This window comes from Bartonella sp. AA9NXGY (genome assembly GCF_042196845.1).
Lineage (GTDB): Bacteria > Pseudomonadota > Alphaproteobacteria > Rhizobiales > Rhizobiaceae > Bartonella.
In genome coordinates this window covers 114,223-133,834 of record NZ_JBHIRB010000001.1, presented here as the reverse complement: position 1 = coordinate 133,834, position 19,612 = coordinate 114,223, and the positions used below count along the sequence as shown (strand labels likewise).

The 19,612-nt window shown below is 37.1% G+C and carries 11 protein-coding genes and 2 pseudogenes; 8 read left to right on the top strand and 5 right to left on the bottom strand.

The window, feature by feature from the left end; genetic code table 11:
• Positions 1-696: 696 nt before the first annotated feature.
• The 3 genes from carB to ACFIM6_RS00545 all read left to right on the top strand — a co-directional run bounded on the left by carB (position 697) and on the right by ACFIM6_RS00545 (position 6,164).
• On the top strand, positions 697-4,182 hold the full coding sequence (gene carB / locus ACFIM6_RS00555; RefSeq protein WP_375611195.1) for a carbamoyl-phosphate synthase large subunit: 3,486 nt from the start codon (positions 697-699) through the stop codon (positions 4,180-4,182).
• Positions 4,183-4,429: 247 nt separating this feature from the next.
• Positions 4,430-4,639 (top strand): cold-shock protein, encoded by a 210-nt coding sequence (locus tag ACFIM6_RS00550; RefSeq protein ID WP_012754908.1) that lies wholly within the window; start codon positions 4,430-4,432, stop codon positions 4,637-4,639.
• Between the two features lie 322 nt (positions 4,640-4,961).
• Entirely contained in the window at positions 4,962-6,164 is a 1,203-nt protein-coding gene (locus ACFIM6_RS00545; RefSeq protein WP_375611194.1) for a pyridoxal phosphate-dependent aminotransferase, read from the top strand.
• 1,158 nt (positions 6,165-7,322) lie between these two features.
• Here ACFIM6_RS00545 and ACFIM6_RS00540 read toward each other — a convergent pair.
• Positions 7,323-8,228 carry a LysR family transcriptional regulator gene (locus ACFIM6_RS00540; RefSeq protein WP_273791217.1) on the bottom strand — a complete coding sequence of 302 codons (906 nt, stop codon included), beginning with the start codon at positions 8,226-8,228 and terminating at the stop codon, positions 7,323-7,325.
• A gap of 42 nt (positions 8,229-8,270) precedes the next feature.
• Positions 8,271-9,227 carry a thioredoxin-disulfide reductase gene (trxB, locus tag ACFIM6_RS00535; RefSeq protein ID WP_375611193.1) on the bottom strand — a complete coding sequence of 319 codons (957 nt, stop codon included), beginning with the start codon at positions 9,225-9,227 and terminating at the stop codon, positions 8,271-8,273.
• Positions 9,228-9,537: 310 nt separating this feature from the next.
• Here trxB and ACFIM6_RS00530 point away from each other — a divergent pair, with 310 nt between their 5' ends.
• Entirely contained in the window at positions 9,538-10,932 is a 1,395-nt protein-coding gene (locus ACFIM6_RS00530) for a TrkH family potassium uptake protein (protein WP_375611192.1), read from the top strand.
• 1,223 nt (positions 10,933-12,155) lie between these two features.
• Here ACFIM6_RS00530 and ACFIM6_RS00525 read toward each other — a convergent pair.
• Positions 12,156-13,214 (bottom strand): glycosyltransferase family 4 protein, encoded by a 1,059-nt coding sequence (locus ACFIM6_RS00525; protein WP_375611191.1) that lies wholly within the window; start codon positions 13,212-13,214, stop codon positions 12,156-12,158.
• 17 nt (positions 13,215-13,231) lie between these two features.
• Complete coding sequence (gene greA, locus ACFIM6_RS00520; protein WP_007347010.1) at positions 13,232-13,705, bottom strand: transcription elongation factor GreA; 474 nt, start codon at positions 13,703-13,705, stop codon at positions 13,232-13,234.
• A 338-nt stretch (positions 13,706-14,043) separates the two neighbouring features.
• On the opposite strand from greA, the gene ACFIM6_RS00515 reads away from it, so the two are divergent.
• The 3 genes from ACFIM6_RS00515 (at position 14,044) to ACFIM6_RS00505 (ending at position 18,385) form a co-directional block, all read left to right on the top strand.
• Positions 14,044-14,358 (top strand): SH3 domain-containing protein, encoded by a 315-nt coding sequence (locus tag ACFIM6_RS00515; protein ID WP_375611190.1) that lies wholly within the window; start codon positions 14,044-14,046, stop codon positions 14,356-14,358.
• A gap of 258 nt (positions 14,359-14,616) precedes the next feature.
• Positions 14,617-16,926: an excinuclease ABC subunit UvrB gene (gene uvrB, locus ACFIM6_RS00510; RefSeq protein WP_375611189.1), complete on the top strand. Its 2,310-nt coding sequence runs from the start codon at positions 14,617-14,619 to the stop codon at positions 16,924-16,926.
• 667 nt (positions 16,927-17,593) lie between these two features.
• Positions 17,594-18,385 carry a BA14K family protein gene (locus tag ACFIM6_RS00505; RefSeq protein WP_375611188.1) on the top strand — a complete coding sequence of 264 codons (792 nt, stop codon included), beginning with the start codon at positions 17,594-17,596 and terminating at the stop codon, positions 18,383-18,385.
• 69 nt (positions 18,386-18,454) lie between these two features.
• On the opposite strand, the pseudogene ACFIM6_RS00500 reads toward ACFIM6_RS00505, so the two are convergent.
• A pseudogene (locus ACFIM6_RS00500) lies at positions 18,455-18,766 on the bottom strand (MBL fold metallo-hydrolase); the annotation flags it as partial.
• A gap of 4 nt (positions 18,767-18,770) precedes the next feature.
• Between ACFIM6_RS00500 and ACFIM6_RS00495 the strand changes: the two are divergent.
• Positions 18,771-19,169: pseudogene (locus ACFIM6_RS00495) on the top strand (sensor histidine kinase); the annotation flags it as partial.
• Positions 19,170-19,612 lie beyond the last annotated feature (443 nt).

The following is a 19,612-nucleotide window of genomic DNA, read 5'->3' as shown; positions in this document are numbered from 1 at the left end:
AAATACACTCTCACCTTTTTATGAAATGGAAAGATACATAGATTGACTTTCTTCCTACCCTAAGACGGAAACTTCGACCAGAGCTGATCTATCAACAATCTTGCTTTTTATATAACAGATTCCAACTGAACCCATTTGATATGGTTTATTTCATAAGCTCTCTACAGACAAATCCTGCTCTGAATTCTATCATACACTCTAACAAAAACACCTTAATGTGGTAAATTTTCATACCTTATATCACAACTCTAAACGGCAGTATTTTACGGAACAACACGATAAGCTTCCCATTTTATTTTACGAAATCCCATCGAACCATAAATAATAGCTTATGTTTTACAAGCAACAGAAAAAGCGCGTGCTCTCTTAAGCAAAAAACGTCATAAAACACAAAGAAAGTATGCCGGCAATGGATTGGAAAGATGTTCCGGCTTTTTATGCTCCACAGTATGCTTGAATATTCTAATTTGTTGGAGCACTGTTATTATTTTTTATCAAAGGTCATACTTTTGATAAACTGACGAGATGACTCAACTCAAAAAAGAAATTTATCTTCAATTTTATGAAAAAAAGCATGGAAAAGGTATTTTAATGCTTACTTTCTTTTTCACTTAACTTATAAAATGACGGTAGCCTCAGAACTAAAATATTTTGCCCGCAACAATCACACACAGATATTTGTCATAGGAAAAAGTCATGCCCAAACGCACAGATATAAAATCTATTCTTATCATCGGAGCAGGACCTATTATCATTGGTCAGGCATGTGAATTTGATTATTCAGGCACTCAAGCCTGTAAAGCATTAAAAGAAGAAGGTTACCGAATTATTTTGGTAAATTCTAATCCTGCCACGATTATGACAGATCCAGATCTAGCTGATGCAACTTATATAGAGCCCATTACTCCTGAAATAGTTGCCAAAATTATTGCTCACGAGCGTCCCGATGCCCTTTTGCCCACTATGGGAGGACAAACAGCCCTCAATACTGCTTTATCATTAAAGCGTATGGGTATTCTAGACCGCTATCATGTTGAAATGATAGGAGCCAATGCTGATGCTATTGATAAAGCTGAAGATCGTGCTTTATTCCGCCAAGCGATGGCAAAAATCGGTTTGGAAACGCCACGCTCTATGTTAGCCAATGCAACAGAACTGAAAGAAGAAAATCGCCAACAACACGCAAAAACGTGTGCTGAACTTAAAGCAAAACTTTCTGGTGCTGCGCTTGACAAAGCACTCGAAGAACTTGAGCGCAACTGGCGACATACCGAAGCTGATCGCAAACAACATTATATCGCTCATGCAACAGCAAAAGCAGTTCAAGCTCTTGATGTTGTTGGGCTTCCAGCTATTATTCGTCCTTCATTCACCCTTGGTGGAACTGGTGGTGGAATCGCTTATAACCGCTCTGAATTCTATGAAATTATTGAACGTGGGCTTGAAGCTTCACCAACAACAGAAGTATTAATTGAAGAAAGTGTTTTAGGGTGGAAAGAATATGAGATGGAAGTTGTTCGTGATAAGAACGACAACTGTATCATCGTTTGTTCTATTGAAAACATTGATCCAATGGGGATTCATACCGGTGATTCGATCACTGTAGCACCTGCTCTCACCTTAACCGATAAAGAATATCAATGTATGCGTAATGCTTCGATTGCTGTTTTGCGAGAAATTGGTGTTGAAACGGGGGGATCCAATGTACAGTTTGCTGTCAATCCTGAAAATGGGCGCCTCATTGTTATTGAAATGAATCCGCGTGTTTCTCGCTCTTCAGCGCTTGCCTCAAAAGCAACGGGGTTTCCCATTGCCAAAGTAGCGGCTAAACTGGCTGTTGGTTATACACTTGATGAATTAAAAAATGATATCACGGGTGGTGCAACACCAGCATCATTTGAACCTTCTATTGACTATATTGTGACAAAAATTCCTCGTTTTGCGTTCGAAAAATTTCCCGGTTCATCACCTGTCCTCACAACTGCGATGAAATCTGTAGGAGAAGTCATGGCAATTGGACGCACTTTTCAAGAATCGTTACAAAAAGCACTCCGTGGACTTGAAACAGGGCTTACGGGTCTTGATGAAATTGTGATTCCAGAGCATGCTGAAGGTGATGAAAAAAGTTCTATACGCTCAGCCATTGCCATACCAAGCCCTGATCGTCTACGCTATATTGCTCAAGCCATGCGCACAGGCTTACCCTTAAATGAGATTCACCAAATTAGCAAAATTGATCCGTGGTTTTTAGAACAAATAGCCTCCATCATTGAAATGGAGCAGCGTATCCGCATTCATGGATTACCCCAAGACGCAGATAATTTACGTATGTTAAAAGCTATGGGCTTTTCAGATGCGCGATTAGCCTCCCTTACAGGGAAAGAACCCGATTATATCGCAGCTTTACGTAAATCACTGAATGTTAAACACGTCTTCAAACGGATTGATACTTGTGCCGCTGAATTTTCTTCTCCTACAGCCTATATGTATTCAACATATGAAGTTCCCTTTGCAGGTGTAGAGCACTCGGAAGCACACGTTTCTGAACGCAAAAAAATTGCTATTTTAGGCGGTGGACCAAACCGCATTGGGCAAGGTATTGAATTTGATTACTGTTGCTGCCACGCTGCTTTTGCACTGCGTGATGCAGGATTTGAAGCGATTATGATTAACTGTAATCCTGAAACAGTTTCAACCGACTATGATACCTCTGATCGCCTTTACTTTGAATCTTTAACAACAGAAGACGTTATCGCTATTTTAGAAGCAGAACAGGAAAAAGGAGATTTGGTTGGAGTCATCGTCCAATTTGGCGGACAAACACCCTTGAAATTGGCAAGCGCTCTAGAAAAACACAATATCCCCATCCTAGGTACTTCACCTGACGCTATCGACTTAGCAGAAGATAGAGACCGCTTTCAAAAACTGTTATTTAAACTTAATTTAACACAACCTCAAAATGGTATTGCCCACTCCATTGAACAAGCACGCCTCATTGCTCACGAACTAGGCTTCCCCTTGGTTGTACGTCCCTCTTATGTTTTAGGAGGACGTGCTATGCAAATTATCCGTGATGAACGTAGCTTACAAAATTATTTACTTGAGAGTGTCCCCGAATTAATTTCAGAAGATATCAAAGTCCGTTATCCTAACGACACAACAGGACAAATCAATATATTGCTTGGTAAAAATCCGCTTCTCTTTGATACCTATTTAACAGAAGCAATTGAAGTAGATGTTGATTGTCTATGTGATGGCAAAGAAACACTAATCGTTGGTATTATGGAACATATTGAAGAAGCTGGTATCCACTCTGGTGATTCAGCATGTTCTCTACCAGTCCATACGCTCTCAAATAAAATAGTTACTGAATTAGAGCGCCAAACCAAAGCATTAGCACAAGCACTTCATGTTCGCGGCTTAATGAATGTACAATATGCTATAAAAGATGACACCATTTATGTCTTAGAAGTCAATCCCCGTGCTTCACGTACTGTCCCATTTGTTGCAAAAACGATTGGTCGCCCTATTGCTAAAATGGCTGCACGTATTATGGCAGGAGAAACGCTTCATGATGCTCTTCAAGCTTATGGTGGATTACCTTCTTTGCAAAAAAAACAACATATTGCCGTCAAGGAAGCAGTATTTCCTTTTGCTCGTTTTTCAGGTGTTGATACACTTCTTGGTCCAGAAATGCGCTCAACCGGTGAAGTTATGGGTCTTGACTATGAATTTTCGCTTGCTTTTGCTAAAGCCCAACTTGGAGCTGGTGTAAAACTCCCTAAAGAGGGAACTTTGTTCGTTTCTGTAAGGGATGAAGATAAAAAACGCATCTTAAATCCTGTAAAACGTTTAACTGAGCTTGGCTTTTCTGTTGTCGCCACAAGTGGAACACAAAAATTTCTCACCGAACACCACGTTGAAGCAAAAAAAATCAACAAAGTTCTAGAGGGACATCCCCATATTGAAGACGCTATTCGTAATCGCCAAATTCAATTAATTTTTAATACAACTAGCACTGCCAGTGCCATCTCAGACTCAAAATCATTACGTTATGCAGCACTCATGCAAAATGTTCCCTATTATACAACAATAGCTGGAGCCGAAGCCGTCGTAGAAGCGATCAAAGCACTCAAAAAAAGGCACCTTGAGGTACGTTCACTACAAAGTTATTTTAGTTGAATTTTTTTCTACTTAGCAAAATGTACACTGTTTTCTTATTTTTTCTTTATATAAAAATTGATTAAGACTTGCTTTTTGTTCTAAAAACTTTTATAGAGGTTTCATCGAATTTTCGGTTACGTGACTTTCTTTCCTGTGCAATCTGCACTTTCGGCGAAACTTCTCCCACCTAATTTCGATCTACAACCGTATTGAAGAAATGAAAGCTTCAATGCTCAATATAATTATATATTCTAAGGAGTTTCCTATGTCTACAGGAACAGTTAAGTGGTTTAATACAACAAAAGGTTTCGGATTCATTCAGCCTAGCGATGGTAGTGCAGATGTATTTGTACACATTTCTGCCGTCGAGCGTTCAGGTCTAAACAGTCTTAATGAAGGGCAAAAAATCTCTTATGATGTTCTTCAAGATCGTCGTTCAGGAAAATTTGCCGCTGGTAACCTTGCAGCACTTTAAAGTTTAAATGCTGCAATATTTTATTTAGAAATCTTCGTCTGTAAAGACGAAGATTTTTTTATTTTGTATAAAGCATTATTTTACCTTGTTAAAATAAAAGACTGCTTATCTCCTTTGCACAATTTATCAAACCTCTCTTATACTTCCTCAAAAACTTTCATAAAATCTACGAAGAGATTATCTTGTAAAAGATCTCAAAAAAGAAGAATATAAAGCCCGTGTAAGAGTATTTTGGAAGTTTTTTATTGCATACAATATAATCTCTTATAGAATATCCTTAAAGCAATAACCATTTGTTGATATAATATAAGGATTTAAAATTATGGCTTTTATTGCCGACAAACTGTCTCGTATCAAACCTTCTGCAACAATTGCTGCTTCTCAAAAGGCCCGTCATTTAAAAGCATTAGGGCGAAATGTTATTGCTTTAAGTGCTGGAGAGCCAGACTTTGATACCCCAGACAACATCAAAAACGCGGCTATTGAAGCTATTCGAAGGGGAGAAACAAAATACCCTCCCATATCTGGAATTCCAGAATTGCGCCAAGCAATTTCTGCAAAGTTTAAAAGAGAAAATAACCTTCTTTACCAACCAGAACAAATTATTGTTGGTACTGGTGGAAAACAAATTCTCTTTAATGCATTCATGGCAACTTTGAATAAAGGAGATGAGGTTATCATTCCATCCCCTTATTGGGTTAGTTATCCAGAAATGGTCGCACTCAACGATGGTACGCCTGTCTTTTTAGAAACAAAAGCCGAATTTTCTTATAAACTCCAACCACAAGAGCTAGAAGCTGCCATTACCCCCAAAACCAAATGGTTCATCTTTAACTCTCCTTCAAATCCATCAGGTGCCGCTTATACACATAATGAATTGAAAAAACTTACAGATGTTTTAGTAAAATATCCTCATGTTTATATCCTTTCCGATGATATATATGAACATCTCACATATGAGGGTTTTACCTTTGTGACTCCAGCTCAAGTAGAACCAGCGCTTTATGAGCGTACACTCACAATGAATGGTGTTTCTAAAGCCTATGCAATGACGGGATGGAGAATCGGATATGCAGGCGGACCACAAGAATTAATTAAAGCCATGGATACCATTCAAGGACAGCAAACATCTGGAACAAGTGTCATTTCACAATGGGCTGCGGTTGAAGCACTTAACGGACCACAAGACTTTATTGCTAAAAATAAAAGTATTTTTCAAGCACGCCGTGATCTCGTTGTCTCCATGCTAAATCAAGCTCCTGGCATTTACTGTCCAACGCCTGAGGGTGCTTTTTATGTTTATCCTTCTTGCACCGGACTTATTGGAAAGAAAATACCCAATGGTCAACGTATTACGAATGATGAAGACTTTGCCATAGCGCTTCTAGAAACAGAAGCTGTTGCTGTCGTCCAAGGATCTGCTTTTGGACTTGGATCAACTTTTCGTATTTCTTATGCAACATCAGAAGAATTACTTGAAAAAGCTTGTATACGTATACAGCGTTTTTGCAACAGTTTAATTTAAAATTTTTAATATCATCTCTTGTGATTGTTTTTTGCCGAATGTTAGTATATCCGAGAAAATATCTGAAACTGTGTCACTAAATCTATCGATTCAGCAAAAATATCTATGAATAAACACAAAAATAGATGCTGTAGATAAAGATCAAAAAAATTTAGCTATCAAATAAATGAATCGGTCTATTATCATAAGAGATGACAAGCCTATTCTACTTTCTCCATTCAATTTATAACTCTAAAAAAGACCGAGCACTTTTAAACACAATTGCCCTTATAATCAAAGGCCCTTACAATAAAATCTCTTCTATTTCTCAGCTTCTTCTTCGTCCTAAAACGAAGAAGAAGCCACCTCCCATCGTTGTGTAAGCAATCCAGTTTCCTTTAAGTTCTATTTAATAACTACTTGATTTACTTCATAGGCTTTATGAACAAGACCTGCCTTAAATATTCACCTCACATTCTAATAAAAAGCACTTCATGTATAAGGTTTTAAATATTTTATATCACACCCCTAAAAGACAGACTTTTACAGTACAATAGAATATCCCCTCTCAAACTCCTCATTGAATTTTAGTATTCTTAAAAAAATTGTTGGATATCCACCAGTTTCGAAATTTTTTCTTTATCATCTTCCCATATATTGCAATTTCTAGGGACTCTTTCAAAAATTAAAAAAAAGCCGGACATATGTCCGGCAAATTTGGAAGATCCTCAGAGATAAAATCAATCTGATAGATCTTCGTAAGGGAACACTCAAGAAAACGAAACTGGGAGGCAACATAATCAAGAGATAGTATTCTATGTCATTTTATAAGGAAAAGCACAATAAAGACTTAAGCGTATCTGCTATGCAATAAACACATAGCTTTAAATTTGTCTCCATCATGTACCACTCTCTTTAATTAAATAGTAAAAATGTTAACTACACCATCACACGATTGTCCATTTTTCAATATATAATAGCTCTCACGTTTGCTAGCATTTGTAAAAAAACATTTATCCCTCTTTTCAAAAATATTTACCCGTACGGACTCCCTCCACTTTTAATGTGCAACAAATAATTTTAATTGATTCAATATAGGCAAATTTGAAACGAAAGAATATTACGGGAGTCTCAAGTTGCAAAATAGCTAATTATTCCTTATAAATTAAGATATTAATATTAAAAAGACCACTGGCGAGCTTTTAAAAAAATATAATCTCGAAAAGCATTTAACCTTGCCAAATTCTTTAAATTATAAGGATAACAAAAAAAAGTATCAAAAGAAGGAATATCAACCATATCAGGAAAAAGACGCACTAAATGCTCATCATTATTGACGATATAATCAGGAAGCACAGCAATCCCAAGATCACGCATAAGCGCATTCTTTATTGAGATGATATTGTTGATTTGTAAAACTGAAACGCGCAATGATCCATCACTTCTACCAGCCTTTTCCAACCAATTTAAACCAGACAAATAAGGTGGAACAGGTTCACCGAACGAAATAATACGATGCTCATCGAGATCAGACAATTTTTCCGGCTTTCCATAATTTGCAATATACTTTTCCGAAGCATAGACATGCATATGAATTGTAAAGAGTTTTCTTTGTATAAGATCAGGTTGTTTGGGTTGATGTAAGCGAACAGCACAATCCGCATGACACATTGTCAAATCAAGCTCTTCATCGGAAAGCAAAAGCTGAACCTGCATATCAGGATAAAGACTAAGAAATTCTGGCATACGCTCTGCAATCCACCCTGCCCCCATTCCAAAGGTCGAGGTCACACGCAAGTGCCCCGTTGGTTTTGCATAGCTTTCACTTAATTGCAAACGCACACTTTCAAGCTTCATCAAAACATCATGAGCTGTACGATAAAGAGTTTCTCCCTGTTCTGTAAGAATCAAACCACGCGCATGACGTTGAAATAAGGATACCCCAACCTCTTGTTCTAAAGCCGAAACCTGTCGTGAAACGGCTGATTGAGATAAATGAAGTTTTTGAGCAGCATGCGTAAAAGATCCCGCTTCTGCTGCAGCGTGAAAAACCCTTAACTTATCCCAATCCAACGGTGGCGCCACAATTAATTCTACCTCTATATTCTCTATGTTCTCAATGAGTGACTAACGCTTGGGTATATCCAAAAACCGTTCTGCTTCCAACGCTGCCATACATCCTCTTCCCGCAGCTGTTACAGCTTGGCGGAATGTTTCATCTGTCACATCCCCAGCAGCAAAAACACCAGCAATGCTTGTTGCTGTTGAGTCGGGTGCTGTCCATAAATAGCCGCCTCGTTTTTGTTTCAGCTGTCCTTCAAACAGAGAAACAGCAGGATCATGCCCAATGGCAATAAATATGCCCTCTGCATTCACTTTCATCTCGTGACCTGTCTTAACATTTTTCAGACGTGCCCCTGTTACAACAGCGCCCATTGAATCTTGAGCTGGCAGCCCCACAATTTCTTCAACCACATGATCCCAAAGAACACGCACATTATTACAAGCCAGCAACCTATCTTGTAAAATTTTTTCTGCCCGAAACTGCCCCCGCCTGTGAACCACGCTTACACTTTTAGCCAAATGCGATAAATAAAGTGCTTCTTCAACAGCCGTATTTCCTCCTCCCACGACAATAACGTCCTTATCACGATAAAAAAAGCCATCACATGTAGCACAAGCGGAAACACCTCCGCCCATAAAGGTCTGTTCACTTTCTAAACCAAGCCAGCGCGCTTGAGCTCCTGTTGCAATAATCAGTGCATCACAAGAATATTGTGTTCCTGAATCCCCATATAAGACAAAAGGATACTTCAACAAATCAGCCTTTATAATTGTATCATAGACAATTTTTGTCCCCATATTCTCAGCTTGTTTTGCCATTTGTTCCATCAACCATGGTCCTTGAATGGGATCTGCAAAACCTGGATAATTCTCAACATCAGTTGTAATTGTTAATTGTCCACCCTGCTGCAAGCCCGTCACCAAAACCGGCTTAAGCATTGCTCTTGCTGCATAGACCGCCGCTGTATAACCAGCCGGACCTGAGCCAATAATTAGCAGACGAATATGCGATTGTACCATTAAATCCCCTTCACTTTATTATAAATTAATTATTCTATAAATGATAACGGAATGCAGCCTTTTAAAAAAATATTTTTCAAGAGCCCTAATTATGTTATGTATACTTCTTTTCAAGTTTTATGAAAAGGTCTGATTACTAATTCATCAAGGCACGCTAATGTTAAGAATTAATCCTTATCCTATAAAGAGAAAAATGTAACTTCTTATGAGCACAAAACCATAATAAAAAGAGATACAAAGATAGGGAACGATCATTTTTCAATTTATTATCAATGTCTGTGCACGTTTTGCCTTAATCATGGGAGGAGCAATGCTTTTGCCAATTTTTGTGGATTTGCACGACAACAATCGTAATTGGATAAGCTTTCTCTATTCTTGTGCCATAACCACCATGTTAGCAACGCTGATTCTTTTAGCAACTAAGGGAGCTACTTGTCGCTTTTCAGCACGGCTTGGCTTTATGCTCACTGTTTGTCTTTGGCTTACAGGAAGCATCGTAGGTGCCTTACCTCTTTATCTTTCTCCTCTTCCCATTTCTCTAGCAGGAGCCATTTTTGAATCTGTTTCTGGAATTACAACAACAGGCTCCACAGTCCTTTCTGATCTTGATAATTTATCGCGAAGTATTTTATTATGGCGTTCTCTTATATGCTGGATTGGGGGCATTGGTTTTATCGGTTTAGCCCTCTTAATTTTGCCTTCACTGCGTGTGGGTGGCGTGCGACTTTTTCATATGGAATCATCTGATAAATCTGAAAAAATATTGCCTCGCATCAACCAAATTGCTAACGGAATTATCATCGCTTATGTTGGGTTAACATTGGCTTGTATGCTTTCTTATTTTGCTGCAGGCATGAATTTATTTGATGCCATTAACCATGCAATGAGTACAGTAGCAACAGCTGGTTTTTCAACGCATGATGCTTCTTTTGGCTATTTTTCTGATACACCAGCCATCTTAATTATTTCAACAATCTTCATGTTGCTTTCTGCTTTACCTTTCGTACTTTATGTTAAATTAGTCCTTCCTGGACACTCCAAACGCTTCCTTGACCCACAAGTGATTGTTTTTCTCCATATCGTTCTCCTTTTCAGCTTTGCTTTAGCGGCATGGCTACGGTTTTATGATCATCGCGCGTTCCACTTGATTTTCCTTGATGTCATTTTTCACCTTTCATCCATTATTAGCACCACCGGTTACAGCGCTGAAGATTATCAACTTTGGGGACCGTTTGCGCTTGGAATTTTCTTTATTGTTTCTTTTACAGGCGGATGTGCTGGTTCTACTTCTGGTGGCATGAAAATCAATCGCCTTATTATTCTTTGGCGTATTACACAAACAAATATACAAAAACTTCTTTCTCCTAATGTTGTCGTAAAAGCTCGCTATGATCACTCAAATATATCAAACGATGTTGCTCAAGCCGTTTTATTTTTTGTATGTCTTTATATGTTCTGCCTTGTTATCGGCACTGCACTTTTGCTTACAACCGGTCTTGACTTTACCTCTGCCTTTACAGGTGTCTTAACCGCACTTTCAAATGTTGGTCCAGGCTTTGGAGATATCATTGGCCCTGCAGGTAATTTCTCTACAATCAATGATAATGCTTTATGGATTTTAAGTTTTCTAATGTTAGCTGGACGCCTTGAAATCATAACAATATTCGTCCTTTTTATTCCCGCTTTCTGGCGTGAACAATTTTAATGCATAACACTTTATTTTACCAAAATAAAAGGTATGAACAATATGCGTAATAATATTCAACCTTCACTCAATCGACCGAAAATTTTCTGAAATTTCAATCAAATTATCATATAGATGATTATACAAGTTAACATAAAAATAATTCGGCAAGAACAATCAAGTACCAAGAGCTTTCACATTCATAACATATAACTCTTTACTCTATTAAGCCCTTTTATCGTTAAAAATGGACACATAAAACATTCTTTTTTTTATGAATAATTTCTAATGCAAAAAATATGAATATTTGCTAATAAAAATGTTTTTTCTCTTTAATAGAACAACATCTTTATGGAAAATAGAATGCATTCTATTACAAATTTACAAGCTTGTTAAAAAACATCTCACAATACTCATCTTATTCATTTCACAACAATTCTTATGAAAGGTATAAGATATAATTGGTCCCATCATTTTTACTTAAATAATAAAGTGCATACCGAAACCACAACATAAGATACAATTAGCACCATCATATTATTTTTCTGCTGTTAATGTTGCAACAGACTGCATTTCAGACAATTTATAAGAAATCTCTTTACACCTTTCTTAAATAGTTTTTATCCGCCACATGCTCTCTTCCAATTGTGACGTGCAAGAAGATAGCTCTCATTGTTAATATCAACAGATTTTACATGAGAAAATCTTACGGTACTCAAAGCTCTTATTCAAATTGAAAAGGTAAATTATCTATAAAAATCATATATATATATATATATATATATTGATCTTAAATCCATCTTATTATGAATTTATTGAAAATATGTACGACTATTTTATCCATGGAGATACCATCATTATCTTTTTAAGACAAGAAAACGTTTTTTTTTTTGCTATCTATTTAAGTCTTACAAAACGAACAATATCAGCACGACCCCGTATAAGATAGTGCATAAATCCCCAGACTTGAGTTAAAGCATTATTTTCTTATTCTAAAATATCAATGAATAAAAGTAGCTTTCTTCTCTCCTAGTATGCTTTATCATAAACTACATATCGCTCTCAAGCGTATACATTTTTAATATTTTATCCAAAATTTTGAGAACTTTTTATAGCGTGCTACTAAAGACAATATAAATTTTGTAAAATAACATTTATATCATTGAGCTGTTTTCTTAATGACTATGAAAAACCTTTAAGAAAAATACTTTTATCATTCCTCAAAAAGATTTTTGATATAATAATCAAAGTGTTTTTTCTGCAAACAGTTCTTTGTAAACACTTTCAATCTTGCTTGCCTCTTTTTCCAAAGGAAAGTGCGTACGAACATGGGTTAAAGCTTTCTTTCCGGCTGCCAATGTTTTTTCTACATCAGCAAAATAAGGTTCAATTGCTGCTGTTAAAGCCGCTCCATCTCCTGCTTGAACAACCGTTCCTGTTCCCTCGACCACCAATTCTTTAAAAATTCCTACATCACTCGCCACTACAGCCGTCTGTGATGCCATTGCCTCCAATGGTGTCAGACCAAAACCTTCCAAACGAGAAGGAGTTACATAAAGTGATAAACGGCGATACCACACAGGTATATCAAGCCTTTCACCAAGAAAAATAATGCGGTCGTTTAAACCAGCTTCAGCAATCTTCTGTCGTAATTTCTTTTCAAAACCATAATGCTGTTCTGTAGTCCGACCAGCGATAAGTGCTGTCCATTCGGGATAGTCAGGCAATAATGCTATCATCGCGTCCACAAACAAATCAGTACCCTTTAAATAGCGCACGCGCCCAAAACATCCTACCGCATATTTTCCTGGTACCCCAGTTGCTGGAAAGTAATCATCAGGAATTTTTGGGGGTGAAAAACGCCTAATATCCACTCCATGCATAATAACCTTATGAGGCACTTCTAGATAGGTTCCCGTACATACACTAGTAGCGATAACTTTATCCATACGACGAAGCAACCATTTGGTAAAAGGCTTGTGTTCGCGTCGAGATGCCGAAGTAAAGATGAGTTTAAGCTTCATTCGCAAAACATCGCGTAAAAACACCCCGCAAAGCATCTCAATATTGCGTCGCGCATGCCAAATACGAAACGGCTTCCCTTTCGGACTTTTCCAAAGTCCGAAAAGGTCCCTAAAGGCAAGAGTTGGCAAAGTTCGTGGTAAACCAAACCCCAAAGTGGATATACGCACACCCTGTTCGCGTTGCAGTGGAATAAGCTGAATAATCGTAGATGTTACTCCCGACAAACGCCTTTTAAAGTGAGGCGCAATAATTTCAGTTTCGTCCAAAGATACACGCATAATAATCCATATGTTATTTAGATGTACTGAACCTTAATGATCTCGTAATTATGCGCACCACCTGGTGCATTCACCTCAATCACATCACCTTCTTGCTTGCCAATAAGTGCACGTGCGATAGGCGAAGAAATAGAGATTTTACCAACCTTTACATCAGCTTCTTGATCTCCTACGATCTGATACACTTTTTTTTCTTCAGTATCCTCATCCAAGAGTTTAATGGTTGCGCCAAATTTTATTTTGTCACCTGAAAGACGCGAGACATCTATCACTTCTGCTCGTGCGATATAATCTTCAAGCTCATTTATACGCCCCTCATTATGACTTTGTGCTTCTTTAGCTGCATGATACTCAGCATTTTCAGATAAATCACCATGCGCACGCGCCTCAGAAATTGCTTCAATAATTCGCGGACGCTCCTGTTGTTGACGCCAACGCAACTCTTCTTTAAGACTCTCAAAACCAGCTGTAGTCATCGGAACTTTTTCCATAATCCGTCCCTTTCTATTACACGGAAGGTTTAATAAAAATACAAAAAACGGCTTCCAAAATTACTTTTGGAATCCGAAAACTACGATCTTTTTTATTATATAGTACAGTATCGCTGTTTTCCATATAAAAATAAATAAAGGAAACAAAACATGCACAAATAGTGATTAAAACATCTCATTTTGGTGTTTAAAACGTTAAACTTCACTCTTCTCTTTAAAGTGTCCTAAAGAAGAAAGAATTGTATTTTTTTCTGTTTTATCATAATCTAGTAAAAGAAATTATATAGAATATGAAGAGAGAAGGATAGAAAATCTCTAAAGAAATTCTTTACAGAAAAATGAAAAAAATCGTCATTTTTTTTATGTTTGGCTCTTTCTTTTTAGCCACAACAATATCAGAGGCAGCAGATGCTTTTGTTACGAGAAATCTTAATTTTAGAACAGGTCCCAGCACTCAATATGCACTTTGCGGCTTAATCTCTGCTGGAAAATTAGTTTTTGTTAAAAACTGTGAAGGAAATTGGTGCCATATCCGATATAACACTCAAATAGGTTGGGTGTCATCTCGTTATCTTTCATTTAAAGATGGAAATGATCTTTATCACACATATACAATGTCTTTAATGCCCAAACGTACCGATTATTCTCCATAACAGCTATAATAACTTATGCCCTCTTGAATATCATCATGGCAAAAATGCAATAGTGTTCACGAACAACCACAAATATGCTCCTTCCAAAGAAATACTTCGAAGAATTTGTCTCATAAAAAACTTGATCAATATCCTAATGAAAGCTCTAATAAACCAAAATAAATCTGTTCAATAACGTTTTGCTGTTGTCGTAATAAATTTGTAAAAATTAGTATTTTCTTTAAAATCACCAGCACTTTTCTATCAAAGGATACAACAATGAAAAATGGTGTTACTGCAACAGTAGAAGCTCTTTCTGCTCTTATTGCTTCAGGTAATCCTCTTTTTAAGAATGGTGCATTATGGACACCTCACCGCCCCATTCGTCCTGAAAAATCTGAAGGTGGTATTCCATTTCAACTCGAAACATCTTTTAAACCAGCGGGAGATCAACCTCAAGCCATTAAAACTCTGGTCGAGGGAATTCAAAAAAATGAACGTACACAAGTGCTTTTGGGTGTTACCGGCTCAGGGAAAACCTATACAATGGCCAATATCATTGAAAAAACACAGCGTCCAGCTTTAATATTAGCTCCCAATAAAACTCTAGCAGCGCAGCTTTATGGGGAATTTAAAAGTTTTTTTCCCCATAATGCCGTCGAATATTTTGTTTCCTATTATGACTATTATCAACCAGAAGCCTATGTTGCACGCTCAGACACTTATATTGAAAAGGAATCCTCAATTAATGAACAAATCGACCGGATGCGTCATGCTGCAACACGCGCTGTCTTAGAGCGTGATGATGTTATTATCGTCGCATCTGTCTCCTGCATCTACGGAATTGGTTCCGTAGAAACCTATACGGCCATGACCTTCGAAATAGAAAAAGGGGACAAACTCAATCAACGAAAACTCTTGGCTGATTTAGTCTCTCAACAGTATTATCGACAAGATATCAACTTCGTTCGTGGTTCCTTTCGTGTACGAGGGGATACAATCGAAATTTTCCCTGCCCACCTCGAAGATCGTGCTTGGCGTATTTCGCTCTTTGGCGATGAAGTGGAAACAATTACGGAATTTGATCCTCTCACCGGACAAAAAACAGGCGATCTTCAATCAATTAAAATTTATGCCAACTCACACTACGTAATACCACGCCCAACACTTAACCAAGCGATGAAATCTATCAAAATGGAACTCGTTCAACGCCTCGATGAGTTGAACGAAGCTGGACGTCTTTTAGAAGCACAACGTTTAGAACAACGTACAGTTTTTGATTTGGAAATGTTGGAAACCACCGGTTCATGTCCGGGAATTGAAAATTATTCACGTTATTTAACAGGACGAAATCCCGGTGAACCACCCCCAACTTTATTCGAATATATTCCACTCAATTCTCTTGTTTTTATCGATGAAAGCCATGTAACCATTCCCCAAATTGGTGGTATGTACCGAGGTGATTTTCGCAGAAAAGCAACTTTAGCAGAATATGGTTTTCGCCTCCCTTCCTGTATGGACAACCGTCCTTTGCGCTTTGAAGAATGGGATGCCATGCGCCCACAAACAATTGCTGTCTCCGCAACACCTGGACGCTGGGAAATAGAACAATCCCATGGTATTTTTGCTGAACAAATCATTCGCCCAACAGGGCTTGTCGATCCAGAAACAGAAATTCGTCCAGCACGCACTCAAGTCGATGATGTTGTGAATGAAATTCGGAAAACAATTCAAAAGGGCTACCGTACATTGGTGACAGTTCTCACAAAGCGTATGGCCGAAGATTTAACGGAATATCTGCACGAACAAGGTATTCGTGTACGCTATATGCATTCCGACATTGATACATTAGAACGCATTGAGATTCTACGCGATCTTCGGCTTGGCACCTTTGATGTCCTCATCGGTATCAACTTGCTCCGAGAAGGCTTAGATATTCCAGAATGTGGTTTTGTTGCCATTCTAGATGCCGATAAAGAGGGCTTTTTGCGCTCTGAAACTTCCCTCATACAAACAATCGGACGTGCTGCACGTAACGTAGATGGCCGTGTTATCCTCTATGCAGATACGATCACTGGTTCCATAAAACGAGCCTTACAGGAGACACAAAGACGTCGACAAAAACAAATAGCCTATAATGAAGAACACCATATCACACCGAAAAGTATCAAAAAAAATATCGGAGATATTCTCAATTCAGGTTATGAAAACAACCATATTCGTACAAATATCCCTGATGTCATCGAGAAAAAAAATATGGTTGGCAACAATTTAGCATCTCATATTAAACACCTCGAAAAATTAATGCATGAAGCAGCTGCTGATCTTAATTTTGAAGAAGCAGCACGCCTTCGCGATGAAATCAAACAATTACAAAAGATAGAACTAGAACTCGCGGAGAATCCCTTAACACATCATAGAGAACAATCCCCCCAAAAGCCCGTGTTACAACCAAGTCTTTTCTCCAAACCAGACCTTGCACACATGGGACCAACCATGGACACTGGTATTTTGGAAAATCAAAAAGAAAAATCTCGTAAAAACACCCCTAATCAAGCAACGATAAAACGAAAAAAACGCAATCAATGAAGGAGCAAGAAATTTCACACCGCCAAAACTAATCTTTAGCTCTTCTAAAAAACTGACTATCGATGAAGAGCAAACAGTATTGCCCTAAAAATAGATAACAGCAAATATTAAAAATATTCCAATTTTTCTAAGACAACATAAGAGAGGATATTTTACAAAAAATGCCTAAACTTATTGACTTTTTAAAAAATCTTTCTTGTTCAACTTTATTATAAAAATCTTTAAAACTGTAAAAACTTCTAAAATATAAATAAATGCAGACAAATTTTAAAAAATATCTCCCATGAAACAAAATATTACTACAAATATATTATATTTATACAATTATACTACAATATATAATTTAATATTAATCATAATTATATAGTGATAAAACTATAGGCTTTATTTATAAAATAGTTATTAAATTACATTAAATTAATTGATAGGAACAAATTATTCCCAAATAAATACTTTATACAACATAGTAAAAATCATCTACTACCAATACAATCTTATCAATTAAATACATTAAATTGAAATCAAAATTTTGTCAGTATCTATGATAGCTTTTACTAAATGGCTTATTTATTTGTTTTGTCACAATAAAGTCCCAAATTGTTCAGGCTCTATTCAGTTTGAAACGTGTAGGATGTGAAAAATACGAATTAACACAAGGAGCATCATTATGAAAAAAGTGATCAGGTTAGCGGTATTATCAGCAATGTCAACTGTGACCATTTTGATGCCGCTAAATGCAACGCTTGCGGATATGGCATGGAATCGTAGTGACTCTATCTCGAGAGAAATAGATGATATGATGAGGAAGATGCGTAAAGAAAGAGATGATGCGATAAGGGAAATAAGGAAGAGAGCTGATATTCTGCCTTGCGGTTTTTCTCACTCCCATTGTTCTGATAAAAAACGTGGTTTTTTTTCTGATGATTTCCAAAAGTTTGTTGATGATTTCCACAAGAGTTCTGATGACAACAAGAGAAGATTTAAAGCCAAACATGAAAGGTCTGTAGCCAAACATAGTAAGACGGAACAACAACAACAACAACACCATCATCACCACCACCACCATTATCATCATGTTGAAAACAAAACATATCATTACGTCGAGCGCAAAAAGACAAAACACAGTAATATTCATATAGACAACTCAGGAGATGCTTTAGCGGTGGGCATTCTTGGTCTTGCAACAGGTACAATTCTTGGTACAATTTTAAAAAAACCAGAACAGCCACAAGTGGTTTATCAAATAGTACCACAAAGTCAGGTAATTTATCAAAAAGTTCCGCAAAATCAAGGGGTTTATCAAGTGCAGCAAACGGTGGCATATGAGCCATTCCAGCAATCATTAGAATCTGATTGGCTTAACTATTGCAAGAAAAAATACCGTTCCTTTAACCCTAAAACAGGGACCTTTCGAGACCGTAATGGTTTGGAACACATTTGTTATGCCCCAATAAATTAACTTCTGTTGCGTCCTACTAAAAAAGTTTTAAATGGCAAAAAAAACGCTTCAAAGCGTTTTTTTGTTTTCTCATATATTAAAATCTTGAAGAAAAGGATTATTTTGGCGCTCATAGCCTATACTACTTTTGGGACCATGCCCACAGATAAAACAAACATCATCGCCTAAGGGTAAAACTTTTTCTCGAAGGGATTGCATCAATTTTTCATAAGAACAGAAGGGGAAGTCCGTACGTCCAATAGAACCACGAAAGAGAACATCACCCAAGAGGGCTAAGTGCTCTTTTTCATTGAAATAAATAACATGACCAAGGGAATGCCCCAGTGTATGTAAAACCCTAAACTCATGTCCAGCAAAATACACACACTCACCATCTTCTAACTATATCGAACAACGCACCACGATGCTTTCGGGTGTAAGCCATGATTTAAGAACCATTCTCACCCGTTTTAAACTTCAGCAAGCGTTAGCAAATACTGACTTTGATATCAAGCCGCTTGAACAAGATGTGAGCGACATGCAAAATATGTTAGAAGATTACCTTGCTTTTGCCCGTAGTGAAGAAAGTGAGTGTGTTAAAACTTTTGATTTAAATGCTCTTATGCAAAAATTCTCTACCGATGCACATCTTCACAAACGCCAATTTTCCTACACCATTGAAAGCCCTACACAAATACAAGCACGTCCACGTGCCTTCACGCGTCTCATCAGCAATATTGTGTCAAATGCATTTTGTCATGCCAATACTGTCAAACTAACAGCCATATCCCAACAAGAATGTTTCCCATATATCAAAAAAAGTTCCCGCAATATATTATATTTATACAGTTATAATATGATATCGAACTCAATATTTAGCCTCACAAGAGAGTAGTCAAACAGGACTGTATTCAATCACACAAATAAGGTTCTATCTTAGCACCATAAGCCTATAATAAAAAACGATAACTTTTGTTCATACACCTATTGTTCAATTCATATTGTATCAAGCAATAAAAAATTACTCATCAATAAATAATTTATAACCAATAGTAAAAAATCTGGTGCTCTAAATACAAGCTGCTTAATTAATCTTAAGAAGAGTACATTAATTGAAATCAAAATTCTGTCATGATTTTATTTTATTGTATTGATAATAGTTTTAACTAAATGAATTTTTATTTTTTTGTCACAATAAAGTCCAAAATTGTTCAGTCTCTATTCAGTTTGAAACGTGTAGGATGTGAA